Raw genomic sequence first — 25,650 nt, forward strand, 5'->3', positions numbered from 1 at the left:
TGAGCCCCGACGACGTGCCTGACGACCTCTTCCGTCGCCACCGCCTCGAGTCTGCGGCCGCCCGTCGCGACCGGGGCCGGGATGTTCTCGCGGGCCCTGAGGGCGGACCTCGCCGCGGCTCTCTCGATCTCGGAGCGCGCCGCGGAGACGCTCATGGGGCGCGCACGCATCCTCGTCGAGAACCTCCCGAACACGATGGCGATGCTTCGCGCCGGCCGCGTGACGGAACGCCACGCCACGATCATGGCCGACGAAGCGGCAGGCTTGAACGACGCCGAGCGCGCTCGCTTCGAGCACCTCGCGTTGCCGATCGCCGAGCAACACGAGAGGGCGCGGCGTGACCGCGAGGTCGTCATCGAACCCGGTCGCGACGGCATGGGCTGGTTGAGTGCCTACCTGCCGAACCCCGAGCTCGTCGCCATCGGCAATAAGCTCCACGCCACCGCGCGCGGCCTCGCAGTCGAGGGCGAGACCCGCACCCTCGCCCAGGTGATGGCGGATGTCCTCACCGACACTCTTCTCGACGACGGACGGTTGCTTCCCCCGGCGCATCCGAGGGCGAACTCCGCACCCCCGTCGAGCATCCACCCGCATCCTCACCCACCCCGAGACCGGAGTCGTGCTCTCGTTCGGCAAAGACCGCTACGCGGTGCCGCCCGACTTGAAGCGCTACCTCAGATTCCGCGACGAGACCTGCCGGTTCGTCGTACGCGCGACATCCGCTCCCGCCACCGGCGGCAACGGCGGGCGCCGACCTGCCGCCGTTCTGAACCTGCGAGCCGGATGCCGCGGGTCGGATGCTACGGCCGAAACTCGGCCAGGTCGAGGGCTGCCGGCCGTGGGGTCCGCCGCGTAGCGTCGATCCGTACGACGACGATCACCACGACGACGATCACGACAACACCCATCACGACCGTGAGGACACAACCATGAGCGACACCAGCAGCAGCGATCTCAACAACCCGGTGCACGATACGGCGGCGAGTGACGACGACAGCCGCGCCTATGGCGCCGTCGACGACGAGACCACCACGTCGCCCGCGAGCGAACGCGACATCCAGGCCAAGCAGAACGACCAGTCGACGACCGCGACAGACGACGCCGAGGTCGACGAGGATCAGATCGAAGTGCTCCCCGGAACCGGAGGGCCCGACGACGTCGGCGACATCGAGGTCGACCCGAGCGAACTCAACCTCAGCGGCGACTCGATCCCCGGTCACCCCAAGCCCGGTTCGCCCGAAGACGTGTGAGCTGACTCCGGCGGGCTGCGCGGTCGGGTTTCCGCTACTTGGGAGCGCGGTTGCCGCGCCCGTCGGCGTCGGCTTTCGTCGGCTCGGCGTCGGCCTGCTCGGCGGCGCGCGAACGCTTGTAGGCGTTGAGGGCCTTGACCCTCGCGTTCTCGTCTTGAACCTCGGCGTGCGTGGCGCGCTCCTCGACGAGCCACTCGGGCTTCTCCTGCAGGAGGGCTTGGATCTCCTCGGTCGTGAGCGCGTCGGTCACACCTGAGCGGGCGAGGCCGCTGTTCGAGATACCGAGCTTGTGGGCGACGACGTCACGCGGGTGCGGGCCGTTCTTGCGGAGTTCGACGAGCCACTCCGGCGGCGACTCGAGCAGCGAGTTGAACTCGTCGCGCGTCACCGGCGCCGAGCGGAACTCCTCGGGTGCCGCGGGCAGAAAGATCCCGAGCTTCTTGGCGGCGGTTTCGGGCTTCATCGTCTGCGGTGTCGTGTTGGCGGCCATGGTGCCAGCGTACTGCGACGCCTCCGTGCTTCCGCGCCCGCATGGTCTAGCCTGAGGTCGATCGGATGCAGACGGCCCGATCGGTCGTGGCGGGAGGCCCGGTGCGCTCCGAACCGCTCACTTTCGTCGTCGCCGCGGTGCCCGGCGTCACCCTCACCCGGTGGACCCGCGCGTGGCACGAGCGCAGCGACATCCCCCTCGACGTCATGCGCACGGCGCCGCAGACGCAGCTCGACGCCGTTCTCACCGGAGACGCGGATGTCTGCTTCGTGAGATTGCCTGTCGACACCGACGGTCTCAACGCCATTCCCCTCTATGAGGAGGTCGCGGTCGTCGTCGTGCCCGAAGACCACCGCTTCGCGGGAGCCGACTCCGTCACGCTCGCCGACCTCGAGGGCGAGAACGTCGTCGACGGCGAGTGGTCGTCATCCGTCGAACTCGTCGCGACAGGGGTCGCCGTCACGGTCGTGCCGCACTCGATCGGTCGACTGTTCTCGCGCGGCGATGTCGCGGCGGTGCCCGTCGCCGACGCCCCCGCGACGAGGGTCGCCCTGGTCTGGCGCGACGACCTGCTCGACGACGACGCACGCGACCGCGTCGACGACTTCATCGGAATCGTGCGCGGACGCACCGCCAACAGCTCGCGGGCGACCCCGGCAGCTCCGAGCGAGCGCCCCACGGCCTCCGCCAAGAAGGCGGCGGCGGCCAAGAAGGCGGCAGCTCAGAGTGCGTCGCCGCGCACGGCTCAGTCGCGGGGAAAGCGACCGACCCGCGCGCGGCGGCCCCGGCAGGGGCGCTGAGCTCACTCGCCACCCGAATACGTACGGCGGGTCTTCGAACCCTTATGCGCGGGGAGTGTCAGCCTTCGGCCGCGGATTCCTTCTGCGCCCTACCCTCGGCGACACGCAGCGCGGCACGCTCAGCGAGCCGACGCTGCATCTCCGCACCTGCCTCGTCGATGAGCTTCTCGTCGAGGTGCCGATTGGTGTGGTCGTTGTGGCCGTGGTGCTTCTCGATGTAGGCGTCGAGCTCGGGCCCCGACTCCCACGACGTGATGAGGCAGTAGCGCGGCTCGGGCCCGACGTGCCAGACGGCATGCCAGAAACGCTGCGTGTCGACGATGATCTGGGCGCCCGCGTGCAGTGGGATGCGGATCTCGGTGGCCGAATTGAAACGGTCCTCCCGCAGCACGAGAAACGAGTCGGGGTCGTCGCTGAGGTTGAAGAACCCGCGAACGATCCACCCGCTGCCGTCGGGGTTGAGGCGGTTGTTGTCGTCTTGGTGCAGGTTGTAGACGGTGCCCGCGTAGTCGTTGGGCTGCAGTTCGATCACACGGCAACGGCCGACGTTGGCCCCGGGCTCCTTCGCGCGGCGCGTGAGAATGGGGGCCTTCGCCACCTGCTCGTCGACCCACACACCGTCTTTGTCGGTGCGTGGGGGAGTGTGGTTCCAGAACCCGTTGGCTTCGACCTCTCCGGCCGCGCTCGTGAGGGGGGCGAATCGCGTGTCGCCCGACGACTTCCATTCGACGTAGTCGAGCGCCGTCCACTCATCCGGGTCGCGTGCCTGGTCGTAGCTGTCCAGGATCACGAAGCCCTTCTCGTCGAGAAGACGGGATTTGATGTAGCTCACGACGATGCGCCCTTTCGGTCAGAGAACCGGCGCAGTATCGCCAGCACGACTTAGGCCAACCTAACATCCGGGCCGCATAGACTCGATGCTCGACGGAGGCGATCCATGACCGAGCGAGACCCCGACACTGCCCGATTCGATCCGCGTTTCGACCCGGCGTTCCAGCCCGGGTACGAGCCCGGCGATGAGGCTCGCCATGAGCCCGGTCACGAGCCCGCCGCGGGTGCCGCGCGGGGCCCGTCGACGTTCGCCCCCGCGCCGGTTCCGCTCGCGCAACCCCCGCACCGCACCCGCGACGTCGATGCGCGCGATGATCGCGCGGCCGTCGAGCGAGACGATGCAGATCGATCCGCGAACACTGGCGCATACGACGACGGCGCGGGTGACGATCCTTTCGGAGTCGTCGACGTCGAAAGCGACGATTCGGACGACGACGACGCGGCGCGCTCGTCGGTCGCGACCAACCCGTTCCTCATCGCGCTGTGGGTGCTCAGCGTCGTCTTCATCGTCGTCGGTGTGTGGTTGACGGTGTGGATTCCTGAGCTCATGGTCGCCCTCAACAGCGCCGGTGGAGCCACGATGGCGAACGCGGAATTCAACTTCTACCTGTCGCAGACGGCGTCGGCTCTCGCCCCGATGCTCATCCTGCTCGGTCTCGCGACGGCCGTCGGCATCCTCTTCGTCTACGCGGCGCACTCTTTGCGGGCGAGGTCGCGCCGCGCCTGACACGGTGTCGCCGCCCGGCGACGCACACGGTCTCGCGCCATCAGGTCTGACAGCGTGGGCACCAGAAGGTCTCGCGCTCCTGCAGCTCGGTTTCGCCGAGCCGGCCCTCGAGAATCGTGGTGCCGCAGCGCAGGCACGGTTTGCCCGCGCGCCCGTAGACCCAGTCGGTCGCGCCGCGGAGGGTGCCCGTCGTCGTGCGTTCGGCGCGGTCTTTGTTGGCGTGGATGAGGCGGTGGGCGAGCGCGATGATCTTCTCGGGGTGCTCAATCGTGCCGACGGGCCGGGTCGGCAGAACCCCGCGCAAGAAGCACAGTTCGCCGCGATAGACATTGCCGAGCCCCGCGAGAACCCGCTGGTCGAGCAGCGCGAGTCCGACGGCGCGGTCGGGATCGGCGGTGAGCCTGCGCAGGGCTTCGTCGGCGTTCCAGTCGTCGCCGAGCAGGTCGGGCCCGAGATGTCCGACGACTGTGTGCTCGTCGTCGCGATCGATGACTTCGGTGATGCCGAGGGAGTAGCCGACCGCGACCCAGTCTGTGGTCTCGAGCACGATCCGGGCCGAGTGGGCAGGTCTGCGCCAGCGGGTGCCGTGGCGGTAGAGGTGCCACGATCCCTCCATTTTGAGGTGCGTGTGGATGCTGACATCCCCGACCCTCATGAGCAGGTGCTTGCCGCGGCTCAGGACTTCGTCGACCCGTTCACCCGTGAGATCGACGGTCGCGAACTTCGGAACCCGGATGTCGCACCGCGTGAGCACTGCGCCCTCGATCGCCGCACGGAGGTTCTTGGCGGTGCGGTAGACGGTGTCGCCCTCAGGCACGGAGCCTCAACCCTTGTGGAGTGGTCGAGAACCCCGCGGCCACAAGGGCGTCACCGACGGTGGTGCCGATCACGAAGTCGCCGTCGACCTTCTCGACGCGGAGTCTGCGCAGCGAGCGGCGCACCGCCGTGGCGAGCGAGGCTGTCGCCGGTTCGATGAACTGTTCGGGTGCGCCGAAGGTAAGCACCGTTTTGCCCCCGCGCTCGACGTAGAGCACGAGGTGCCCGTCGACGAGCACCACGAGGGCTCCGGCCTTGCGCCCGGGGCGGTGGCCGCGTTTCTCTGCCGGCGCGGCTGCACCGTCGGGGCTCTCCGCGCTCACGGGTGCGCCCGGCCAGGGCAGGGCTGCGCCGTAGGGGTTGGCGGGGTCGGTTGCCGCGAGGGTCACCGCGGCGAGGTCATCGGCGTCATCGCTCTGCCTCGTGAAGGCGCGCAATCGGTCGACGGTCGCACCGGTGGCGAACTGCGCGGCACCGAGCCCCTCGACGAAGTATCCGCGGCGCGCGCGGCCGCTCTCTTCGAAGCCACTGAGCACCTTGTAGACGAGGCTGAACCCTCCGCGCACGGCTTCGCTCGCGACAGCGCCGCGCGTGACGACGCCGTGGCGTTCGAGCAACAGCTCACCGAGGGCGAGGCCCCGCACGGTGGCATCCGGTTCGGCGAGAGGGAGCAGCGACCAGCGCCCGGCGACGTTCGGCGTTCCGCCCTGCGTCGGCAGGGTCGGGCGCGCGCGGCCACGGTAGGCGCGAGCCCGCGGCACAGGGCGCCGTGCGGCGGGAGCGCCACCGAGGTAGGCGCGCAGGGGCGAGAACGTGTCGTTCGTGATGAGCCCCGACCACACGAGATCCCAGAGGGCGAGCGTGAGGGCTTTGTCGTCGGTGCTCCCGACCGAGTTGGAGAGCTGCCGGAAGAAGTAGGCCCCGCCGCCCGCGAGCGATGCGAGGATCTCGCGCTGGAGCTCGCTCGTCTCGTCGCCCGTGGGTTCCGCGAGGGTCACGGGAGCGCTGTCGGCGAGGTGCAGACTGATCCATCCGTCGTCGCCCGGAAGCGATCCCGCGCCCGACCAGATCACTTCGCCCGTCGCCGTGAGTTCGTCGAGCATCACGGGCGAGTAGTCGCGCACGCGAGCGGGCAGCACGAGGGTCTCCCACGCGGATGCCGGCAGCGCGACACCGGAGAGCTGGTCGATCACCTGCGCGACCCCGTCGACTCCTCGCAGAGGTTCACTCACGTGCTGCCACGACGGGAGGAACCGGCCGAGGGTCGCGGCGTCGACGGGTTCGACATCCTGGCGCAGGGCCGCGAGGGAGCGGCTGCGCAAGCGGCGGAGCACGTCGGCGTCGCACCACTCACTCCCCGTGCTGGCGGGGCGGAACTCCCCCTCGACCACGCGGCGCTTCTTCTCGAGCCTGCGCAGCGCGTCGGAGGCGATCGCCGTTCCGATGCCGAGCCGGTCGGCGAGGTCGGCGACGGTGAACGGCCCGTGCGTGCGGGCGTATCGACTCACGAGGTCGCCGAGCGGATCGTCGACCGGATCGATGAAGGCCGTGGGGATGCCGATGGGGAGCGGGATGCCGAGCGCATCGCGCAACCGGCCGGCATCTTCGATGACGGCCCAGCGGGATGCGCCCGCGCGCCACACGCGATTGACCGTCGCGAGTTCGCCGAGCCAGGTCTCGACCGCCGAACGGGTCACCGCGGGGTCGGCGACGGCGCCCTCGGCGACGGGCACGGTGTCGACGGGAACGAGGCGCTCGACGATCTCGTCGATGTCCAGTGGCCCGAGGATGCGCAAGAGGTCGACGACACCTTCCGCCCCTTTCGCGCGGCGGTCGGGTGCGAGTCTCTGCAGCTCGAGTTCGGTCTGTTCGATGACCCCGGCGTCGAGGAGTTCGCGCAGTTCGGCGCGACCGAGGAGTTCGGCGAGCAGGCCGGGGTCGAGCGAGAGGGCGGCAGCCCGTCGCTCGGCGAGGGGCGAGTCGCCCTCGTACATGAAGGCCGCGACGTAGCCGAAGAGCATCGAGCGCGCGAACGGTGACGCTTGCTCGGTCTCGGTTTCGACGATGCGGATGGCGCGGTTGTCGATCTCGCGCGTGAGCTCCATGAGTGACGGGAGGTCGTAGACATCCTGAAGCACCTCGCGCACCGCTTCGAGAACGATCGGAAAGCTCGGGTACTTCACTGCGACCGAGAGCAGTTGCGAGGCGCGCTGGCGCTGCTGCCACAGCGGCGAGCGTTTGCCGGGGTTGTAGCGGGGGAGCAGCAGGGCGCGGGCCGCGCACTCGCGGAACCGCGACGCGAAGAGCGCCGAACCGCCGACCTCCTCGGTCACGATGGCGTCGAGCTCGTCGGGGTCGAACACGAAGAGCTCGGCCCCGGGGGGTTCGCTGTCGGTGTCGGGAATGCGCGCGATCACGCCGTCGTCGCTCGCCATCGCGGCACCGTCGAGTCCGTACTGGTCGCGGATGCGCGCGCCCACGGCGAGAGCCCACGGCGCGTGCACCGGCACGCCGTACGGCGAGTGCAAAATGACGCGCCAGTCGCCGAGCTCGTCGCGGAACCTCTCGACCACGAGGGTGCGGTCGTTCGGAACGTGCCCCGTCGCCTTCTTCTGGTCGTCGATGAAGGCGATGAGGTTGGTGACGGCGCGAGTGTCGAGACCTCCGGCTTCGATGCGCGTGCGGGCATCCGCGAGCGAGCTCGACGCGATCTCGCGGATGTAACCGCCGATCGCTCTGCCGAGTTCGGCAGGCCTGCCGAGGCCGTCGCCCTTCCAGAACGGCACGCGCCCCGGTTGCCCGAACGCGGGGGTCACGAGCACGCGGTCGTGCGTGATGTCTTCGATCTTCCAGCTCGTGGCGCCGAGGGCGAAGACGTCGCCGACGCGCGACTCGTAGACCATCTCCTCGTCGAGCTCGCCGACGCGACCGCCGCTGCCCTTCGTCGGGTCGGAGCCGACCATGAACACACCGAAGAGCCCGCGGTCGGGGATGGTTCCGCCGCTCGTCACGGCCAGGCGCTGCGCACCGGGCCGGCCGGTGATGGTGCCTTTCACGCGGTCCCAGACGATGCGGGGGCGCAGTTCGGCGAACTCGTCGGAGGGGTAGAGCCCGCTCAGCAGGTCGAGGGTCGCGTCGTAGGCGCTGCGCGGGAGGCTCGCGAACGGTGCCGACCTGCGCACGGTGTCGAACCACTCCTCCACGTCGAGGGTGTCGAGGGCGACCGCGGCGACGGTCTGCTGCGCGAGAACGTCGAGGGGGTTCGTCGGAACGGTGATCGCTTCGATGCGCCCCGAGAGCATCCGCTCGCTCGCGACCGCCGAGTGGATGAGGTCGGCACGGTGTTTCGGAAAGATGATGCCGCGCGACACCTCTCCCACCTGGTGCCCGGCGCGTCCGACACGCTGCAGGCCGCTCGCGACCGAGGGCGGCGCCTCGACCTGGATCACGAGGTCGACGGCACCCATGTCGATGCCGAGCTCGAGCGACGAGGTCGCGACGACGCAGCGCAGACGACCGCTCTTGAGGTCGTCTTCGATGATCGCGCGCTGATCTTTCGAGACGGAGCCGTGGTGGGCGCGGGCCAACAGGGGTTCGGCGCCCGCGCTGGAGCTATGAGAATCGCGAAGCGATTCTGCGACGCCCGCGCTGGAGCTTTGAGGATCGCGAAGCGATCCCGCGACGCCAGCGCCGACGGAGCCTGCGACGGCGGTCTGGTTCGCGCCCCCCACCGCGACCAGCTCACCCTCCGACTCGACCTCGGGCGCAGACATCCGCTCGACGAAGATCTCGTTGAGTCTCGCGGTGAGGCGCTCGGCCAACCGTCTGGAGTTGGCGAAGACGATAGTGGAGCGGTGTTCGAGAATGCGGTCGACGATGTTCTCTTCGACGTGCGGCCAGATGGATGCCTGCTGCGGTTCGCTGCTCGCAGCGGCGGAGCCCTCGCGCACGGGTGCCGTGCCGAGCTCGGTCATGTCGTCGACGGGCACGACCACTCGGAGGTCGAACTTCTTGTTCGCCTCGGGCGCGACGATCGTGACGGGCGCGTCGCCGGCGAGGAAGCGCGCGACCTCTTCGCGAGGACGCACGGTCGCCGAGAGACCGATGCGTTGCGCGGGGGTGTCGAGAATGGCGTCGAGGCGCTCGAGCGAGAGGGCGAGGTGGGCGCCGCGCTTCGTCGCCGCGACCGCGTGCACCTCGTCGATGATGACGGTCTGCACCCCGCGCAGCGTCTCGCGCGCGGCCGAGGTGAGCATGAGGTAGAGCGACTCGGGAGTCGTGATGAGGATGTCTGGCGGCGTGCGCTGCAGCAGGCGGCGATCACTCGACGTCGTGTCGCCCGATCGCACACCCACGGTCACGTCGGGCGGCGACATCCCGAGGCGCTTCGCGGTCTGGGTGACCCCGACGAGCGGGGCGCGGAGGTTGCGTTCGACGTCGACACCGAGGGCCTTGAGGGGCGAGATGTAGAGCACGCGAGTGCGGGGGGCGTCGTCGCCGTCTGCCGTGGTGGTCGGCGCGGGCGACGACGCGAGGCGGTCGATCGACCAGAGGAAGGCCGCAAGGGTCTTGCCCGAGCCCGTCGGGGCGACGACGAGAGCGTGCGACCCGCTCGAGATCGCGTTCCAGGCTCCCGCTTGCGCGTCGGTGGGCGCGGGGAACGCCCCCGCGAACCACTCGCGGGTGGCGGGGGAGAAGAGATCGAGCGGAGAGCTCACCTGCCCATCATCATGCAGACCCCTGACATCCGCCTGCGGTGGGGCCGTGGCGCTCACACCGGCGGAGTCGGGTAAGAATGGAGCATGAGCTCCGTAGGCACCCCCGACCCGAACTCTGGCTGGCTCTCCGACGATGAGCTCGCCGAGACCCGCCGCCGCCTCCCGATCCTCTACGTCGAGGCGATGCCCGTGAGGGTCGACGGTCTCGGGCGCATCACCGAGGTCGGCATGCTCTTGCGAGCGAACGCTGCGGGCGCGATGTCGCGCAGCCTCGTGTCGGGGCGCGTGATGTACGGCGAGACCCTCCGCGACGCGCTCTTCCGCCACCTCGAGAAGGACCTCGGGCCGATGGCGTTTCCGCTTCTGCCCGCGAGCGCCGTGCCGTTCTCGGTCGCCGAATACTTTCCGTTCCCGGGCGCGCAGTACCGCGACGACCGTCAGCACGCGGTGTCACTCGCCTACGTCGTGCCCGTGACGGGGTCGTGCGACCCGCGTCAAGACGCCCTCGAGCTCACCTGGATGAGCCCCGCGGATGCCGCATCCGACGCCATCGCCGCCGAGATGGAGGGCGGTCGCGGAGCCCTCGTGCGCGCTGGCCTCGCGTCGGTCGGAGCGCTCGGCTAGCGGCGCACGCTCGCTATCCGCAACCACAGAACGGCCCCGACGCAACGCGCCGGGGCCGTTCTGGTTGGTGCTAGTTCTGGTTGCTGCTGGTTCTGGTGCAGCGAGTGCTCGAGGTCAGCGACCGCCGCCGCCACCGCGGCGCTGTCCGCCACCGTTGGAGCGCACGACCGAGCCGACCATGAGCTTGCCCGAACCGCCGGGGGCTCCGGCGCGGCGGGGTCCGCCCGAGCGGCGCGCGGGTGCAGCATCCGAGCTCGCAGGGCGGTCGTTGGTTCGGTCGTTGCTTCGGTCATTCGACCGGTCGCTCGAGCGAGGGGCGGATGAACGGCCCGAAGCCGGTGCATCGCCGCTGCTGTAATACGGGCGCGAGCCACCTGCCGCAGCACGCTCGGGGCGACCCGCGCCGGAGCCCGAGGCTCCGGAACGGCCACCACCGGAACGACCGCCCGAGCGGCCACCACCGGCGGGAGCGCCGTCGCGGTTGGCGCGCTTGCGCTGCGCGTTGGCACCTTGCGAGCGTCCGCCCTGCGACTGTCCGCGTGCGGGCGCCGCGGCGCGAGGAGCGGGCGTGACGTAGGCCGCGACGTCGCCCACGAGGGCGCTGACCGCCGCGGAGTCCGCGGTGACCTGCTGAGGCGTGACCGTGATGGCCGCCTTGCGCAAGAGCGCTGCCGTGTCTTTGCGCTGCGTCGGCAGAACGAGGGTCACGACCTCGCCCTCCTTGCCCGCGCGAGCGGTGCGACCCGAGCGGTGCAGATATGCCTTGTGCTCGGCGGGCGGGTCGACGTGGATCACGAGTTCAATGTCGTCGACGTGCACGCCACGGGCGGCGACGTCGGTCGCGACGAGAACGCGCGAGGTGCCGTCGGAGAACGCGGCGAGGTTGCGATCGCGCTGCGGCTGCGACAGGTTGCCGTGCAGGTCGACGGCGGGGATGCCGGCATCCGTCAGCTGCTTCGCGAGCTTCTTGGCGTGGTGTTTGGTGCGCATGAAGAGGATGCGGCGACCGGTGCCCGACGCGAGCTTCTCGATGAGCAGGCGCTTGGCTTCGACCGACTCGACCTCGAACACGTGGTGGGTCATCGCCGAGACGTGCGATGTGGCCTCGTCGACCGAGTGCAGCACCTGGTTGTGGAGGTACTTGCGCACGAGCTTGTCGACGCCGTTGTCCAGCGTTGCGGAGAACAGCATCCGCTGCCCGCTCTGCGGGGTCTTGTCCATGATGCGCGTGACGACGGGGAGGAATCCGAGGTCGGCCATGTGGTCGGCCTCGTCGAGAACCGTGATCTCGACGGCGTCGAGCGACACGAAGCCCTGCTTCATGAGGTCTTCGAGTCGGCCGGGGCAGGCCACGACGATATCGACGCCGGCCTTGAGCGCGGCGACCTGGCGCTGCTGTGAGACGCCGCCGAAGATCGTCGTGAGCTTGAGGCCGTACGAGGCCGCGAGCGGCTCCATCGCGGTCGTGATCTGGGTGGCGAGCTCGCGCGTGGGGGCGAGCACGAGTCCGAGGGGCCGACCCGCGCGGCGGTTGCCGCCGGCGAGTTTGCCGCCGAGGCGCGCGATCATCGGGATCGAGAAGGCGAGGGTCTTGCCCGAGCCCGTTTTTCCACGGCCGAGGACGTCGCGACCGGACAGGGTGTCCGGCAGGGTGTCCTGCTGGATGGGGAAGGGGGCGTCGATGCCCGCTGCGGTGAGCGCGGCGACGAGGGGAGCCGGCACGCCGAGCGCGCCGAAGGATGTTTCGGTCAAGATGTTTGCCTTTCGGGCAGATCCATACCGGGTGTCGGCGCGCAGAAGCACGACTGTCGAACCGTCGATGGTGTGATGGCGAAGGTGGCGATGGCCACAATCGTTCGCCGCAAGAAAGTGTCTACGAACCGTTGTCAGCGAGTGATGCTGAGCGGCGAGAAGAGGAAGCGTTCCACGACGCACGGTGTTCGTGATGAACACGCGAGTGATCTCAGTCTAGCACTCGCGGATGTTCGCGGCCGGCTGGTCGCCCGCCAGTGGCCCCTCAGTGCCCGCTGATACCGCTGTAGCGCTCGCCCACGGGGATCTCGACGTCGACCGTGTTGCCGGGCTGCGCGAGCGGGCACGCCCAGGCCGGGTCGTAGGCGCACGACGGGTTGTAGGCGAAGTTGAAGTCGAGCACGAGCGACTCGGGGGTGCCTCCCGGCCCGAGGTCGGCGCCCTTGACGGTGTCGAGGAGGTAGCGGCCGCCGCCGTAGGTGCCGCCGGGGGTTCCCGCGAGTGCGTCTTTCACGGGCAGGAAGAGTCCGCCCCCGTAGCTCGCGAGGCGCCAGACATCCAGGCTCCCGACCGAGGGCACGTGCGCTACCCCGACGAGTTCGAACGGCACGGTGCCGTCGGTGCCCGTCTCGACCTCGATGCGGCGTGCGCCGCCCGTCTCGGGGTCGATCTCGGCTGGTTCGACCTCCACCTCGAAGCGCCAATCGGGGTCGTACGGTTTCACCGGGAGGCCGGTGAACTCGAGCAGATCCTCCGGCAGCAACGGGCTCGACGGGTGCTCGGCGAAGAGCCTGTCGCGCTCGCGCCTCCACTGATCGTGAGCCGCCTGCAGGTCGGTCGCCCGGCGGATGTCGGCGTAGAGGGCGAAGACGCTGCGACGCCAGTCGGCGAGCTCGAGTGCGGTCATCGTTCGAGGCTAACCCCGCAGCGCACGGCTATGCCTGCCAGATGCGCGCGAGCTGGGAGATGCGCAGCGCGCGCCACTGCCAGAACACCCAGTAGACGGGCCACAGCAGAGCGGTCACCCGACCCGCCTCGAAGCGCAGCTCGTCGCGGTAGAGCGTGCGGCCGTCGGCGAGCGGAGAGACGGCCATGGTGTGGTGCCACGCGGTCACGGTCGTGAAGATGCCGCTCACGCCGTAGCCCGTGTCGACGACCAGTCGGGCGCCGGCCCGCTCGGGCGGGATGCCGATGCGGATCACCTGCTCGCCCACGGGCACGAGGCCGAATGCCTTCGCTGCGACCGGATGCTCTCCCTCCGGCCACGACTCGGGGTAGCCGCCCGGCTCGAGGGAGGTGAACCTCATGATCGGGGCCGACACCTGCTGGAACACCGCGGGTGACCGCACCGCGGTCCACGCGGCGTCGACATCGCAGTCGAGAACGAGTTTGAGGAGGATGCGCATGAGTTCAGTGTGGCCGGTGCGGCTGCGAGAGCGTCACGCAGTGTCATGTCACGGCGCGGCGCCGGGCGCGCGGCTAGCGTGGATCGGTGCCTGAAACCGCTCCAGCTCCTGCCCCTGCCCCAGCGTCCACCGTCGCGACGGCTTCCGCATCCCAGCAGCAGTACCAGGTGCGCTTCGACTGGGGGCGTGACGGTGCCGCCGCGATCGGCACGGGGGCGGATGTCGTCGTGCTCGTCGACGTGCTCGAGTCGCCCTCATCCGCAGCCCTCCGTGACGATCTCGACCGAGCCTCGCGCGACGGACGAGGCGCGCCCGTAATCACCGCGGGGCTCACGAACAAGAGCGCGGTTGCCGCGTGGGTACTCGCGCAGCAGGCAGACAAGGGAGACAGGTTCGCCGTCGCGGTCGTCGCCGCGGGGGAGGAATGGCCGACCGGTGCGGTGCGCTTCGCCGTCGAAGACCTCTTGGCTGCGGGCGCCGTGATCGACGCTCTCGCCGACCTCGGCATCGACTACTGCTCGCCGGAAGCCGCGGCGGCATCCGCGGCCTTCACGGGGCTGCGCAACGCGACAGGTCATCTCGTCGGCGCGAGCGCGAGCGGCCGGGAGCGCACCGCGGCAGGTCGCCGCTCCGACGTCGACGCGGCCATCGCGATCGACTCGGTGACCGAGGCGGATGTCGCGCACGCCCCGTCGGCCTGAGCGGCACTGCCCCGACCCCGAGCTCGAGCCCGACCCCGAGCCCGCGCCGCGCCGAGCTCGCCGCGGCATCCGCCGACCGTTTCGGCATCCGCCCGGCAGATGTGCGCGGCGGATGCGAGTTCGGGCAGCGGACGCTGCCGATGAGTTGCCGCACGAGGCGATTCCCGTCGGGAATTCAGCTCGCGAGCCTAGCGTTTCGAACCTCACACACCCATCCAGGAGACACGCCTCGAGCGTGCCGGTAACGAGGAGAGACCATGAAGGCAACAGTCGACGGAATCGTCATCGCCGAGGCCCCGAAAGACGACCTCATCTCGATAGAGGGCAACTGGTACTTCCCGCCGTCGAGCGTCAACCAGGAGCTGCTCGAGAAGTCGCCCACCCCATACACGTGCCCGTGGAAGGGTGAGACGCAGTACTTCACGGTGAAGGCCGGCGACACCTCGCTCCCCGACCGCGCGTGGAGCTACCCAACCCCCTACCCGACGTCGTTCGACCGCGTCGGCAAGGACTACAGCAACTACGTGGCCTTCTGGAAAGAGGTGAAGGTCACCGAGTAGCGGCTATCCCGCGGCGCGGCGTTGGGGCGCTCGGGCGACCGAGCGCTCCGACCAGGTGATGAGGTGGGTCGGGTCGAACCGTTTGGCGCACCGACCGCACGCGAGGGCGCGAGCGGGTTTGCGATAGCGGTAGTGCGTGTGACCGTTCGAACACGTGCCCACCCACGGGGCGAACTCGTCGGCGATGGCGCCGTCGTGCAAACGTTTGCCCTCGTAGCCGAGGTCGGCGGCGATGCGCTTCCAGGTCGCGCCGTGACCCGCCTTCGATCCGGCGATCGCGTGTGCCACCTCGTGCAGAAGCACTTGGTGGATCTCGTCGTCGTCGTACCGAGCCGCGAGGTAGCGCGACACCGAGATGCGCTTGTGGGTGTAGTTGCAGAGCCCGGCTCGCGTCTTCGCGGTGTCGAACGAGAACGACCACGACGCGTCGAGGTGCAGGGCGATGAGGGCGTTGGCCCAGTGCCGCACGCGTTCGAGTTCAGCCACGGGTCGAACCTAGCCGAGACGCCCGACAGTGCTGACCGAAGACACGGTGGTGGCCGGCAGCATCACGCCGGCTCGATGAGCATGCGGCGCATGATGAGCTCGAGGGCCCCGTCGAGCGCCTCGAGTTGTTCGGGGGGTGCCCCCTGAGCCACGCGCAAGCGGATGAGCTCCGACACGGCTTCGCGCGCCTCGTCGAGTTTTCCGAGGTCGACGAGAACACTCGCGAGTTGATAGAGAGCGGATGCCTCGAGCTCGCCCCAGCTCTCGGTGTGCGCGGTCTGGCGGCACGCCTTCACTTCGGTGAGCGCACGCTCGAGCGCGCCCTGATCTTGGAACACGCGTGCTCGCCGCAGTCTGGCCTCGGTCAGCTGCTCGCGGTCGCCCGTGAAGAACGCGAGCCGGTAGCTCTCCTCGGCCATCGCGAGAGCGTCGTCGAGTCGACCCAGCACACGCAGGAGTTCCGCCCGCTCGGCCACGGCGGCGGTGCTGCGCGCCGTGCCCAGCTCGTCGAGCCGCGCTCGGGCCGCGGTCTCGTCGGGGGTGTCGTGAAAGCTGTCGCTGATCATTTGTACGAGAGTAACCCGGGCGCTCGTCGCTCAGTCCGCGACAAGCGGTGCGAGTTGAACGCGGATGATCTGGTCGTCGCCGTCTCGGGGCTCACCCCGGCCGTCGGTGTTGTTGGTGAGCACCCAGAGCGACCCGTCCGGACCCTCCGCCACGTCGCGGATGCGGCCGAACTGTCCCTGGAAATACGGAACGGTGCCCCCGTCTCCGACCTCTTCCTCGGCGTCGGGGTAGAGAGCCCACACTCGCTCGCCCCGCAGCGCCGCCATGAAGAGGGTGCCGCCGATGTGCGCGAGCCCGCTCGGGCTCGCCTCGTCGGTCGACCACTGGTATTCGGGGTCGACGTAGGCGGGGTCGTCGCCGATGCCCTCGACCACGGGCCATCCGTAGTTCTCGCCGGGCTCGATGAGGTTGACCTCGTCCCACGTGTTCTGCCCGAACTCCGATGCCCACAGGCGGCCGTCGTCGTCCCACGCGATGCCCTGCGGGTTGCGGTGGCCGAGGGAGTAGACGAGCGAATCGTCGAACGGGTTGTCGTCGGGTGTCGCACCGTCGGGTGTCATCCGCAGGATCTTGCCGCTCAGCGACGAGACGTCTTGCGCCGCATCGGTGACGTTGGCGTCGCCGACGGTCGCATAGAGATGTCCGTCCGGTCCGAAGGCGATGCGACCGCCGTTGTGGGTGTTGGCTTTCGGGATGCCCTCGAGCACGGTCTCGGGTGCGCCGAGGGTCACGCCCCCGGCCCCCGCGTCGAGGGGCATCCGGACGATGCGGTTGTCGGCGCTCGCCGTGAAGTAGGCGTAGAGCCAGGTGGCGTCGCTGTCGTCGCCGCCGTCGCTCTCCCTCTCGCCCTCGAGAACCGCGATGCCGAGCAGCCCGCCCTCGCCTCCGGGGGTGACGCCGTCGATCACCCCGACGTCGGCCACCTCGCCGTCGCTCGAAACGCTCGTGATCATCGCGGTGTCGCGTTCGCTCACGAGCGCCGACCCGTCGGCGAGCGGGGCGATGGACCACGGGGCCTCGAGACCCGTCGCGACGACGCTCGGTTCGCCGACCGGCTCGACGGGCCCCGCGGCCGGCGCATCGGTGGTTTCGCTCGGAGACGGCGCGGGCGGCAGGGGGGTGGGCTGCTCTGCGGCCGGCGATGCGCACCCGCTCACCGCGAGGGTGAGGGCGAGGGCCGCGCCGCCGAGGGCGGTCGTCGGGGTGAGTGCTCGGCGCATGCTGTGCCTCCAGGGCGATCGTCGAGTCTCCAGTCTCGAAGAGCGGCACGCGAGACCCGGTGCCGATCGGGGCATTGCCGGTCGATTCGGAGGTGCGCCGCCGGGCTACGACCCGCGTTTGGTCTGGAAGATGTTCTTCGACGGCGGCGGCGAGGGGATCGCCGTCGCGTCGGTCACGACGGGGGCTCCCGCGATCCACTCGGTGAGTTCGGTTCCGCTCAAGACCTTCGAGGGGTGTGGTCCGCCGGCGAGCAGTCGCGGCATCCAGTCGAGGGGGAGCTCGGTGGCGGATGCCACGAACACGACGTTGCCGAACCGTCGCCCCTTGAGCACCTGGGCGTCGGCGAGCGCCGCTACGTGGCCGAGCGCCGTCTGCAGGGTCGCGGCCTGCCCGCGTACGAACGCGAGCCCCGGACCGTCGGCGACGTTGATGGCCACGACCCCCGTCGGGGCCAGGAGCGTCGCGACCTCGCGATAGAACTCGAGGCTCGTCACGTGAGCGGGCGTGCGTGCCCCGGAGAAGACGTCGACGACCACGAGGTCGACGGTGTCCCGCAGTCCTGGCGGGAGTTTCTCGACCACGGCGCGGGCGTCGCCGTGACGCACGCGGATCGACGCCGACTTCGGGAGGGGGAGGGCGGAGCGCACGAGGTCGACGAGGTCGCTCTCGATCTCGACGACCTGCTGCCTCGACCCCGGCCTCGTCGCCTCGACGTAGCGGGGGAGGGTGAACGCGCCGGCGCCGAGGTGCACGGCGGTGATGGGCTCGCCCGGCATGCGCAGTTCGTCGATGACGTGACCGATGCGCCTCACGTACTCGAAGAAGAGGTGCGTGGGGTCGCCGACATCCACGTGCGATTGCGGGGTTCCGTCGACGGTGAGGGTGAAGCTCCCGGGAACGTAGCGGTCGGGGGTGATCTCCGCGTGGTGCCCGCTGAGAGCGAGTTTGGTCGAGGGGTTTTGTTCCACATCCCGACTGTAGAGCGTGCTCCACGAGGCGGTTGCGGCACCTTATAGCCGATTCTCAGAATCTGGTCAAGGAACAGGTGGACAAGGCGAGTCGTTTAGACCTATGCTTGTTCTTTGCGCTCCCAGACTATCCACGCCTTCATATTGCGGTCGGCTCGTGTTTGTTCGGAATCACTCCCACAAGCCTCGTCTGTGGAGCACTCATCACACCGACTGTAACTGGCCACAAGGCCCACCGGAGGTTATTTCCTTGGCTGCTGCGCAAAACGCAACCACGACGAACGATTCGACATCAGGATCCCTCAAGACCGGACGGACGGCGTCACGCCTCTCGTTCGCGAAGATCACTGACAACCTGACGGTTCCCGATCTGCTTGCACTGCAGACCGAGAGCTTCGATTGGCTGGTCGGAAACGACCTCTGGAAGCAGCGCGTGGCCGACGCTCAGGCCGCAGGTCGTCAAGACCTCGCGACTCGCAGCGGGCTTGAGGAGATCTTCGAGGAGATCTCCCCGATCGAGGACCTCGGCGAGACCATGCAGCTCTCGTTCGCGAAGCCCGAGCTCGAGCCCGAGAAGTACACGATCGACGAGTGCAAGGAGCGCGGCAAGACCTATTCCGCTCCCCTCTACGTCGAGGCCGAGTTCATGAACCACCTCACCGGTGAGATCAAGACCCAGACGGTCTTCATGGGCGACTTCCCGCTCATGACCGAAAAGGGAACGTTCATCATCAACGGCACCGAGCGTGTCGTCGTTTCGCAGCTCGTGCGTAGCCCCGGCGTCTACTTCGACCGCGCCCAGGAGAAGACCTCCGACAAGGACATCTACTCCGCTCGCATCATCCCGAGCCGCGGTGCCTGGCTCGAGTTCGAGATCGACAAGCGCGACCAGGTCGGCGTTCGCATCGACCGCAAGCGCAAGCAGTCGGTCACGGTGTTCCTCAAGGCCCTCGGCCTCACGAGCGAAGAGATCCTCGAGGAGTTCAAGGGCTTCTCGTCGATCGAGCTGACCCTCGAGAAAGACAACATCCTGACCAAGGATGAGGCGCTCAAAGACATCTACCGCAAGCTCCGCCCGGGAGAGCAGGTCGCCGCCGAGGCTGCGCGCGCGCTCCTCGACAACTTCTACTTCAACTCGAAGCGCTACGACCTCGCGAAGGTCGGTCGCTACAAGATCAACCGCAAGCTCGGCATCGAGTCCGCGCTGTCGAACTCGGTCCTGACCGTCGAAGACATCATCGGCACGATCAAGTACCTCGTGTCGCTCCACGACGAGCAGAAGACGATCGCCGGAGTCCGCGAGGGCAAGGCCGTCGACATCCGCCTCGACGTCGACGACATCGACCACTTCGGCAACCGTCGCATCCGCGCCGTGGGCGAGCTCATCCAGAACCAGGTGCGCACCGGCCTCAGCCGCATGGAGCGTGTCGTCCGCGAGCGCATGACGACTCAGGACATCGAGGCGATCACCCCGCAGACCCTGATCAACGTGCGCCCCGTCGTCGCCGCGATCAAGGAGTTCTTCGGAACGTCGCAGCTCAGCCAGTTCATGGACCAGAACAACCCTCTCGCGGGCCTGACGCACAAGCGTCGACTCTCGGCCCTCGGCCCCGGTGGTCTGAGCCGTGAGCGCGCCGGCGTCGAGGTGCGAGACGTCCACCCCTCGCACTACGGCCGCATGTGCCCGATCGAGACCCCGGAAGGCCCGAACATCGGTCTGATCGGGTCGCTCGCATCGTTCGCTCGCATCAACGCGTTCGGGTTCATCGAGACCCCCTACCGTCGTGTCGCCAACGGCGTCGTGTCGGAGACCATCGACTACCTCACCGCGAGCGAAGAGGACGACTTCATCGTCGCCCAGGCCAACGCCACGCTCAAGGCGGATGGTTCGTTCACCGAGGCTCGCGTTCTCGCCCGCAAGAAGGGTGGCGAGGTCGACCTCATCCCCGTCGAAGACGTGGGATACATGGATGTCTCGCCTCGCCAGATGGTGTCGGTCGCGACGAGCCTCATCCCCTTCCTCGAGCACGACGACGCGAACCGCGCCCTCATGGGTGCCAACATGCAGCGTCAGGCTGTTCCGCTGCTCCGCAGCGAGAGCCCGCTCGTCGGAACCGGTATGGAGGGCTACGCGGCCATCGACGCCGGAGACGTGCTCACCAACCTCAAGGCCGGTGTCGTCTCCGAGGTCTCGGCCGACGTCGTCACCGTGCAGCAGGACGAGGGCGGAACGAAGGACTACTACCTCCGCAAGTTCGACCGCTCCAACCAGGGCACGAGCTACAACCACCGCGTGATCGTGAGCGCGGGCGACCGCGTCGAAGCCGGCGAGGTCCTCGCCGACGGTCCCGCGACGGAGAACGGCGAGCTCGCGCTCGGAAAGAACCTCCTCGTGGCGTTCATGCCGTGGGAGGGTCACAACTTCGAAGACGCGATCATCCTGAGCCAGAACCTCGTGAAAGACGACGTGCTCTCGTCGATCCACATCGAGGAGTACGAGGTGGATGCCCGCGACACGAAGCTCGGCAAGGAGGAGATCACGCGTGACCTCCCCAACGTCAGCCCCGAGTTGCTCGCCGACCTCGACGACCGCGGCATCATCCGCATCGGAGCCGAGGTGCGCCCCGGCGACATCCTCGTCGGCAAGGTCACGCCGAAGGGCGAGACCGAGCTGAGTGCCGAGGAGCGCTTGCTGCGCGCCATCTTCAACGAGAAGAGCCGCGAAGTGCGCGACACCTCGCTCAAGGTCCCCCACGGTGAGCAGGGCACGATCATCGCCGTCAAGGAGTTCAACGCCGACAACGACGACGAGCTCGGCTCGGGTGTCAACCAGCGCGTGGTCGTGTACATCGCCCAGAAGCGCAAGATCACCGAGGGCGACAAGCTCGCAGGTCGTCACGGCAACAAGGGCGTCATCTCGAAGATCCTGCCGGTCGAGGACATGCCGTTCCTCGCCGACGGAACGCCGGTCGACGTCGTTCTGAACCCGCTCGGTATCCCCGGTCGGATGAACTTCGGTCAGGTGCTCGAGACCCACCTCGGTTGGGTCGCGAAGCAGGGCTGGAACGTCGAGGGAAGCCCGAAGTGGGCCGGCCGTCTGCCGGAGCAGGCGCACTCCGCCGCTCCCGGCACAAAGGTCGCGACCCCCGTGTTCGACGGTGCGCTCGAGGAGGAGATCGCGGGTCTGCTCGACTCGACGACCCCGACTCGCGACGGTGACCGACTCATCGACTCGACCGGAAAGACCCGTCTCTTCGACGGCCGTTCCGGTGAGCCGTTCCCCGAGCCGGTCTCGGTGGGCTACATGTACATCCTGAAGCTCCACCACCTCGTCGACGACAAGATCCACGCGCGTTCGACGGGTCCGTACTCGATGATCACGCAGCAGCCCCTCGGTGGTAAGGCGCAGTTCGGTGGACAGCGCTTCGGTGAGATGGAGGTCTGGGCTCTCGAGGCCTACGGCGCCGCTTACGCCCTGCAGGAGTTGCTCACGATCAAGTCCGACGACATCCTCGGTCGCGTCAAGGTCTACGAGGCGATCGTCAAGGGCGAGAACATCCAGGAGCCCGGCATCCCCGAGAGCTTCAAGGTGCTCATCAAGGAGATGCAGTCGCTGTGCCTCAACGTCGAAGTCCTTTCGGCCGACGGCACCGCGGTGAGCTTGCGCGACACGGACGACGAGGTCTTCCGTGCCGCCGAGGAGCTCGGAATCAACATCTCCACGCGGTTCGAGAACTCGTCCATCGACGACATCTGAGCCAGCCGGTAACCCGGACCTGATTTAGCCCTTTTTTAGCTGGACCTTCTTCAAGGAGAAAAATTGCTCGACGTAACAACGTTTGATGAGCTGCGTATTGGCCTCGCCACCGCCGACGACATCCGTCGCTGGTCGCACGGTGAGGTCAAGAAGCCCGAGACGATCAACTACCGCACACTCAAGCCCGAGAAGGACGGCCTCTTCGGAGAGCAGATCTTCGGACCGAGCCGTGACTGGGAGTGCTCGTGCGGTAAGTACAAGCGAGTGCGCTTCAAGGGCATCGTGTGCGAGCGCTGCGGCGTGGAGGTCACCAAGTCCTCCGTGCGTCGCGAGCGCATGGGCCACATCGAGCTCGCCGCGCCCGTCACCCACATCTGGTACTTCAAGGGTGTTCCGAGCCGTCTCGGGTACCTCCTCGACATGGCGCCGAAGGACCTCGAGAAGGTCATCTACTTCGCCGCGTACATGATCATCTCGGTCGACGAGGATGCCCGTCACGCGGACATGCCCGGCCTCGAGAACGAGCTGCGTCTCGAGATCAAAGAGCTCGAGAGCCAGCGCGACTCGCGCATCGCCGACCGCTTGACGAAGCTCGAGACCGACCTCGCTGCCCTCGAGGCCGAGGGGGCGAAGGCCGACCAGAAGCGTCGCACCAAGGACGGCGCCGAGAAGGAGATGAGCCAGACCCGCAAGTCGTTCGACGAGCAGATCGCTCACCTCGAGCGCGTGTGGGATGACTTCCGCAGCCTCAAGGTCGGAGACCTCAAGCCCGAGGACGCCGTATTCCACGAGCTCCAGGACCGCTTCGGCATCTACTTCGAGGGCTTCATGGGCGCCGAGGCGATCCAGAAGCGGCTGCAGGCGTTCGACCTCGCGGCCGAGAGCGAGTCGCTCCACCTCCAGATCGCCGAGGGCAAGGGTCAGAAGAAGATCCGCGCCATCAAGCGACTGCGCGTGGTCAACTCGTTCCTCCAGACGGGCAACTCGCCTGCCGCGATGGTGCTCGAGGTCGTTCCGGTCATCCCGCCGGAGCTCCGCCCGATGGTGCAGCTCGACGGTGGTCGTTTCGCGACCTCCGACCTCAACGACCTCTACCGTCGTGTGATCAACCGCAACAACCGTCTGCGTCGTCTGTTGGACCTCGGTGCCCCCGAGATCATCGTCAACAACGAGAAGCGCATGCTGCAGGAGGCCGTCGACGCACTGTTCGACAACGGTCGCCGCGGTCGCCCCGTGACGGGAACCGGCAACCGCGCGCTCAAGTCCCTGAGCGACATGCTCAAGGGAAAGCAGGGTCGGTTCCGCCAGAACCTGCTCGGCAAGCGCGTCGACTACTCGGGTCGTTCGGTCATCATCGTCGGACCGCAGCTCAAGCTCCACCAGTGCGGTCTGCCCAAGCAGATGGCTCTCGAGCTATTCAAGCCGTTCGTGATCAAGCGACTCATCGACCTCAGCCACGCGCAGAACATCAAGAGTGCCAAGCGCATGGTCGAGCGTTCGCGTCCGCAGGTGTGGGATGTGCTCGAGGAGATCATCCGCGAGCGCCCCGTGCTGCTCAACCGCGCGCCCACCCTCCACCGTCTGGGCATCCAGGCGTTCGAGCCTCAGCTCGTCGAGGGCAAGGCCATCCAGCTCCACCCCCTCGTGTGTGCGGCGTTCAACGCCGACTTCGACGGTGACCAGATGGCAGTCCACCTGCCGCTCTCGGTCGAGGCTCAGGCCGAAGCGCGCATCCTCATGCTCGCCTCGAACAACATCCTCAAGCCGTCCGACGGTCGCCCGGTGACCCTGCCCACGCAGGACATGATCATCGGTCTCCACCACCTGACCACCCTCAAGGAGGGTGTCACGGGCGAGGGACGCGCGTTCTCGTCGGTCGCCGAGGCGATCCTCGCGTTCGATCAGCACTCGCTCGACCTCAACGCCAAGGTGCGCATCCGTCTCGAGAACCTCTACCTCGATGAGGAAGTCGCTCCCGAGGGCTTCGAGCAGGGCCAGACGGCGCTGCACGAGACGAGCCTCGGTCGCGCCCTCTTCAACGAGGCGCTCCCCACCGACTACCCGTTCATCGACGCGGTGGCCGACAAGGGCAAGCTCTCGGCGATCGTCAACGATCTCGCCGAGCGCTACCCCAAGGTGGAGGTCGCGGCAGCTCTCGACCGCATCAAGGACGCCGGTTTCTACTGGGCCACGCGCTCGGGAGTGACCGTCGCTCTCTCCGACGTTCTCACCCCGCCGAACAAGCGCGAGATCATCGGGAGCTACGAGAAGCAGGCAGCCAAGGTTCAGACCCAGTTCGAGAAGGGACTCACGACCGACGCCGAGCGTCGCCAGGAGCTCATCGAGATCTGGAACAAGGCCACCGCCGAGGTCGCTACGGCGATGGAGGCGAACATGCCCGAGAACAACACGATCAACCGCATGGTCACCTCGGGGGCTCGTGGTAACTGGATGCAGGTTCGCCAGATCGCCGGTATGCGTGGTCTCGTGTCGAACCCGAAGGGTGAGATCATCCCTCGCCCGATCATCTCGAGCTACCGCGAGGGCCTGTCGGTCGCCGAGTACTTCATCGCGACCCACGGTGCTCGCAAGGGCCTCGCCGACACCGCGCTCCGCACGGCCGACTCGGGGTACCTCACGCGTCGACTCGTGGATGTCTCGCAAGACGTCATCATCCGCGAAGACGACTGTGGCACCACGCGCGGTCTCAAGCTTCTCGTCGGAACCCCGAACGCCGAAGGCATTCTCGTGCCTGACCCGAACATCGAGAACTCGCTCTACGCTCGCAGCCTCGCAGAGGATGCGGTCGACGAGTCGGGAACGGTCATCGCGAAGGCGGGCGACGACATCGGAGACGTGCTCATCGAGCAGCTCATCGAGGCCGGCATCACGCACGCTCGCGTGCGCTCGGTGCTGACCTGCGAGTCCGCTGTCGGTGTGTGTGCGGCGTGCTACGGCCGTTCGCTCGCGACCGGCAAGCTCGTCGACATCGGTGAGGCCGTCGGTATCATCGCGGCCCAGTCGATCGGTGAGCCCGGAACGCAGCTCACCATGCGTACCTTCCACACGGGTGGTATCGCGTCTGCCGACGACATCACGCAGGGTCTTCCCCGCGTCACCGAGCTCTTCGAAGCCCGCACCCCCAAGGGTGCGTCGCCTCTCGCCGAAGCCGCGGGCCGCATCACGATCGAAGACACCGACCGCAGCCGCAAGCTCATCCTCACGCCCGACAGCGGAGACGAGCCGATCGCCTACCCGGTGCTCAAGCGCGCGACGCTCCTCGTCGAAGACGGAGAGCACGTCGAGCTCGGCCAGCAGCTGCACGTCGGCAACGTCGACCCGAAGGAGGTTCTCCGGGTTCGCGGTGTCCGGGCGGTTCAGGAGCACCTCGTCGGTGGAGTGCAGGGTGTCTACCGCTCGCAGGGTGTGCCGATCCACGACAAGCACATCGAGGTCATCGTCCGCCAGATGCTTCGCAAGGTCACCGTCGTCGACCACGCCGACACCGACCTGCTGCCCGGCGAGCTCGTCGACCGGTTGAAGTACAACGAGCTCAACCGCGCCGCGTTGACTGAGGGAAAGAAGACGGCTTCGGCTCGTCAGGAGATTCTCGGTATCACCAAGGCGTCGCTCGCGACCGAGTCGTGGCTGTCGGCCGCGTCGTTCCAGGAGACCACCCGGGTTCTGACCCAGGCGGCCATGGAGGGCAAGTCCGACCCGCTCATGGGCCTCAAGGAGAACGTCATCATCGGAAAGCTGATTCCTGCCGGAACCGGTCTGCCGAAGTACCGCAACGTCAACGTCGAGGCGACGGAAGAAGCCAAGGCCGAGCGTTACCCGAACCGCATCTTCACGGATGAGTCGGTGTTCAGCGAGAGTGACCTGTCGTTCGTCGACTTCGAGAGCTTCTCGTCGGACGACTACACGCCGGGAACCTACAACTAGGCCCTCGCGCACGAAGGAACGGCCCGTCACC

At 68.1% G+C, this 25,650-nt stretch carries 20 protein-coding genes; 9 read left to right on the plus strand and 11 right to left on the minus strand.

Features of this window, described 5'->3' with window-relative positions:
- The first annotated feature begins 81 nt into the window (after positions 1-81).
- Both ACLHIH_RS12915 and ACLHIH_RS12920 read left to right on the plus strand, forming a co-directional pair.
- The gene (locus ACLHIH_RS12915; RefSeq protein WP_411317227.1) at positions 82-933 is read left to right on the plus strand and encodes a hypothetical protein; all 852 of its coding nucleotides are present in this window, start codon (positions 82-84) and stop codon (positions 931-933) included.
- Positions 930-1,250 (plus strand): hypothetical protein, encoded by a 321-nt coding sequence (locus ACLHIH_RS12920; protein ID WP_411317228.1) that lies wholly within the window; start codon positions 930-932, stop codon positions 1,248-1,250. Before ACLHIH_RS12915 ends, ACLHIH_RS12920 begins: the two co-directional genes overlap by 4 nt.
- A 34-nt stretch (positions 1,251-1,284) precedes the next feature.
- Here the strand turns inward: ACLHIH_RS12920 and ACLHIH_RS12925 are convergent, their stop codons facing one another.
- Positions 1,285-1,740 carry a DUF5997 family protein gene (locus tag ACLHIH_RS12925; protein WP_411317229.1) on the minus strand — a complete coding sequence of 152 codons (456 nt, stop codon included), beginning with the start codon at positions 1,738-1,740 and terminating at the stop codon, positions 1,285-1,287.
- A 65-nt stretch (positions 1,741-1,805) separates the two neighbouring features.
- Here ACLHIH_RS12925 and ACLHIH_RS12930 point away from each other — a divergent pair, with 65 nt between their 5' ends.
- On the plus strand, positions 1,806-2,540 hold the full coding sequence (locus ACLHIH_RS12930) for a LysR family transcriptional regulator substrate-binding protein (RefSeq protein ID WP_411317230.1): 735 nt from the start codon (positions 1,806-1,808) through the stop codon (positions 2,538-2,540).
- A gap of 58 nt (positions 2,541-2,598) precedes the next feature.
- Here the strand turns inward: ACLHIH_RS12930 and ACLHIH_RS12935 are convergent, their stop codons facing one another.
- Positions 2,599-3,372 carry a hypothetical protein gene (locus ACLHIH_RS12935; RefSeq protein ID WP_411317231.1) on the minus strand — a complete coding sequence of 258 codons (774 nt, stop codon included), beginning with the start codon at positions 3,370-3,372 and terminating at the stop codon, positions 2,599-2,601.
- A gap of 105 nt (positions 3,373-3,477) precedes the next feature.
- Here ACLHIH_RS12935 and ACLHIH_RS12940 point away from each other — a divergent pair, with 105 nt between their 5' ends.
- Positions 3,478-4,098, plus strand: a complete 621-nt coding sequence (locus tag ACLHIH_RS12940) for a hypothetical protein (RefSeq protein WP_411317232.1) — start codon at positions 3,478-3,480, stop codon at positions 4,096-4,098.
- 40 nt (positions 4,099-4,138) lie between these two features.
- On the opposite strand, the gene ACLHIH_RS12945 is transcribed toward ACLHIH_RS12940, so the two are convergent.
- Together ACLHIH_RS12945 and ACLHIH_RS12950 are read right to left on the minus strand one after the other, a co-directional pair.
- Positions 4,139-4,915: an Fpg/Nei family DNA glycosylase gene (locus ACLHIH_RS12945; protein WP_411317233.1), complete on the minus strand. Its 777-nt coding sequence runs from the start codon at positions 4,913-4,915 to the stop codon at positions 4,139-4,141.
- Entirely contained in the window at positions 4,908-9,632 is a 4,725-nt protein-coding gene (locus ACLHIH_RS12950) for an ATP-dependent helicase (RefSeq protein ID WP_411317234.1), read from the minus strand. The genes ACLHIH_RS12945 and ACLHIH_RS12950 overlap by 8 nt, the downstream gene beginning before the upstream one ends.
- 84 nt (positions 9,633-9,716) lie before the next feature.
- On the opposite strand from ACLHIH_RS12950, the gene ACLHIH_RS12955 reads away from it, so the two are divergent.
- A complete protein-coding gene (locus ACLHIH_RS12955; protein ID WP_411317235.1) occupies positions 9,717-10,256 on the plus strand; it encodes a DUF4916 domain-containing protein in 540 nt (179 codons plus the stop codon).
- A gap of 114 nt (positions 10,257-10,370) precedes the next feature.
- Here ACLHIH_RS12955 and ACLHIH_RS12960 read toward each other — a convergent pair whose 3' ends face one another.
- The 3 genes from ACLHIH_RS12960 to ACLHIH_RS12970 form a co-directional block, all read right to left on the minus strand.
- Complete coding sequence (locus ACLHIH_RS12960; protein WP_411317236.1) at positions 10,371-12,008, minus strand: DEAD/DEAH box helicase; 1,638 nt, start codon at positions 12,006-12,008, stop codon at positions 10,371-10,373.
- A gap of 265 nt (positions 12,009-12,273) precedes the next feature.
- Positions 12,274-12,915 (minus strand): DUF1684 domain-containing protein, encoded by a 642-nt coding sequence (locus ACLHIH_RS12965; RefSeq protein WP_411317237.1) that lies wholly within the window; start codon positions 12,913-12,915, stop codon positions 12,274-12,276.
- Between the two features lie 28 nt (positions 12,916-12,943).
- A complete protein-coding gene (locus ACLHIH_RS12970; protein ID WP_411317238.1) occupies positions 12,944-13,414 on the minus strand; it encodes a hypothetical protein in 471 nt (156 codons plus the stop codon).
- An 86-nt stretch (positions 13,415-13,500) separates the two neighbouring features.
- Between ACLHIH_RS12970 and ACLHIH_RS12975 the strand changes: the two genes are divergently transcribed.
- The gene (locus ACLHIH_RS12975) at positions 13,501-14,115 is read left to right on the plus strand and encodes a 2-phosphosulfolactate phosphatase (RefSeq protein WP_411317239.1); all 615 of its coding nucleotides are present in this window, start codon (positions 13,501-13,503) and stop codon (positions 14,113-14,115) included.
- Positions 14,116-14,372: 257 nt separating this feature from the next.
- Positions 14,373-14,675 (plus strand): DUF427 domain-containing protein, encoded by a 303-nt coding sequence (locus ACLHIH_RS12980; RefSeq protein ID WP_411317240.1) that lies wholly within the window; start codon positions 14,373-14,375, stop codon positions 14,673-14,675.
- 3 nt (positions 14,676-14,678) lie between these two features.
- Here ACLHIH_RS12980 and ACLHIH_RS12985 read toward each other — a convergent pair whose 3' ends face one another.
- The 4 genes from ACLHIH_RS12985 to ACLHIH_RS13000 all read right to left on the minus strand — a co-directional run bounded on the left by ACLHIH_RS12985 (position 14,679) and on the right by ACLHIH_RS13000 (position 17,917).
- Positions 14,679-15,161: a SprT-like domain-containing protein gene (locus ACLHIH_RS12985; RefSeq protein ID WP_411317241.1), complete on the minus strand. Its 483-nt coding sequence runs from the start codon at positions 15,159-15,161 to the stop codon at positions 14,679-14,681.
- A gap of 62 nt (positions 15,162-15,223) precedes the next feature.
- A complete protein-coding gene (locus ACLHIH_RS12990) occupies positions 15,224-15,727 on the minus strand; it encodes a hypothetical protein (protein ID WP_411317242.1) in 504 nt (167 codons plus the stop codon).
- A 30-nt stretch (positions 15,728-15,757) separates the two neighbouring features.
- Positions 15,758-16,948 (minus strand): PQQ-dependent sugar dehydrogenase, encoded by a 1,191-nt coding sequence (locus ACLHIH_RS12995; protein WP_411317243.1) that lies wholly within the window; start codon positions 16,946-16,948, stop codon positions 15,758-15,760.
- Positions 16,949-17,053: 105 nt separating this feature from the next.
- Positions 17,054-17,917: a spermidine synthase gene (locus ACLHIH_RS13000; RefSeq protein WP_411317244.1), complete on the minus strand. Its 864-nt coding sequence runs from the start codon at positions 17,915-17,917 to the stop codon at positions 17,054-17,056.
- Positions 17,918-18,167: 250 nt separating this feature from the next.
- Here ACLHIH_RS13000 and rpoB point away from each other — a divergent pair, with 250 nt between their 5' ends.
- Both rpoB and ACLHIH_RS13010 read left to right on the plus strand, forming a co-directional pair.
- Positions 18,168-21,674, plus strand: a complete 3,507-nt coding sequence (gene rpoB, locus ACLHIH_RS13005) for a DNA-directed RNA polymerase subunit beta (protein WP_411317245.1) — start codon at positions 18,168-18,170, stop codon at positions 21,672-21,674.
- Positions 21,675-21,737: 63 nt separating this feature from the next.
- Positions 21,738-25,619 (plus strand): DNA-directed RNA polymerase subunit beta', encoded by a 3,882-nt coding sequence (locus tag ACLHIH_RS13010; RefSeq protein ID WP_411317246.1) that lies wholly within the window; start codon positions 21,738-21,740, stop codon positions 25,617-25,619.
- Positions 25,620-25,650: the final 31 nt, after the last annotated feature.

Source organism: Marisediminicola sp. LYQ134 (assembly GCF_046599635.1).
Lineage (GTDB): Bacteria > Actinomycetota > Actinomycetes > Actinomycetales > Microbacteriaceae > Marisediminicola.

Excerpts from the sequence above, each read along its gene's own strand:
- ACLHIH_RS12915 (WP_411317227.1), top strand. The coding sequence starts at position 82 with ATGTTCTCGCGGGCCCTGAGGGCGGACCTCGCCGCGGCTCTCTCGATC.
- ACLHIH_RS12920 (WP_411317228.1), top strand. The coding sequence starts at position 930 with ATGAGCGACACCAGCAGCAGCGATCTCAACAACCCGGTGCACGATACG.
- ACLHIH_RS12925 (WP_411317229.1), bottom strand. The coding sequence starts at position 1,740 with ATGGCCGCCAACACGACACCGCAGACGATGAAGCCCGAAACCGCCGCC.
- ACLHIH_RS12930 (WP_411317230.1), top strand. The coding sequence starts at position 1,806 with ATGCAGACGGCCCGATCGGTCGTGGCGGGAGGCCCGGTGCGCTCCGAA.
- ACLHIH_RS12940 (WP_411317232.1), top strand. The coding sequence starts at position 3,478 with ATGACCGAGCGAGACCCCGACACTGCCCGATTCGATCCGCGTTTCGAC.
- ACLHIH_RS12955 (WP_411317235.1), top strand. The coding sequence starts at position 9,717 with ATGAGCTCCGTAGGCACCCCCGACCCGAACTCTGGCTGGCTCTCCGAC.
- ACLHIH_RS12965 (WP_411317237.1), bottom strand. The coding sequence starts at position 12,915 with ATGACCGCACTCGAGCTCGCCGACTGGCGTCGCAGCGTCTTCGCCCTC.
- ACLHIH_RS12970 (WP_411317238.1), bottom strand. The coding sequence starts at position 13,414 with ATGCGCATCCTCCTCAAACTCGTTCTCGACTGCGATGTCGACGCCGCG.
- ACLHIH_RS12980 (WP_411317240.1), top strand. The coding sequence starts at position 14,373 with ATGAAGGCAACAGTCGACGGAATCGTCATCGCCGAGGCCCCGAAAGAC.
- ACLHIH_RS12990 (WP_411317242.1), bottom strand. The coding sequence starts at position 15,727 with ATGATCAGCGACAGCTTTCACGACACCCCCGACGAGACCGCGGCCCGA.
- ACLHIH_RS12995 (WP_411317243.1), bottom strand. The coding sequence starts at position 16,948 with ATGCGCCGAGCACTCACCCCGACGACCGCCCTCGGCGGCGCGGCCCTC.